The following is a 658-nucleotide window of genomic DNA, read 5'->3' as shown; positions in this document are numbered from 1 at the left end:
ATACCAGATGAGCAAGAGCTGCACTGGCATTTAGAGTACTTGCAACAAAACCCAAATGCAGCGAGAGATCTGCTGCATGCGTTGTTGCCAGACAAAGACGCCTCTCAAGGTGACTGGCGTTGTTCTTATCGGTTACTACAGTCGGCAGATTTGATGCCTTTGGTGTTTGATTATCGCTGGTTGATGAATGGACAGTTTGCTTTCTACTTAGTGGACTCTGCTTCCCAAGAAAATGGAGGTGTAGCGACAACGCTACTGGTGAGAGCTTTGTTTGATGATTACCTAAGAAACTTAAAAAGTCTCAGTGCGGATCTGAAAGACATGGTAAACATCATGGAGAAGGGCATTGAGTGCTCAGATTGTGCTGGTGCGGTGAAGGCGGTATTTGGTGTGGCGGATTTAGCTTCTTCAACCGTGTCACTTTTACCTGCTGGTTTGGACAGCCAATGGTCGGATGGAAATGAAAATCAACATATTGCGGCAGGCAATCGACTGGGTGATGGCAGCATGAAAAACTTCATCACCCGAGATTTACCGCTGAAGACAACAGGTCAGTTGTCGATAGGTTGTTTAGGTGCATCCAGTTTCAGCCTGAATATTACTCGAGTGAATCGACTCGTTTAGAAAGCCAAACTCGGATCTTATCTTTAATTAATAT

At 45.0% G+C, this 658-nt stretch carries 1 pseudogene; it reads left to right on the top strand.

Going from position 1 to position 658, the window contains the following annotated elements:
- A pseudogene (locus R7Z50_RS28115) lies at positions 1-624 on the top strand (two-component system response regulator); the annotation flags it as partial.
- Positions 625-658: the final 34 nt, after the last annotated feature.

The organism is Vibrio sp. 1249-1 (assembly GCF_033340495.1).
The sequence above is the reverse complement of the archived record's forward strand: the minus strand, read 5'-3'. Positions and strand labels throughout refer to the sequence as shown.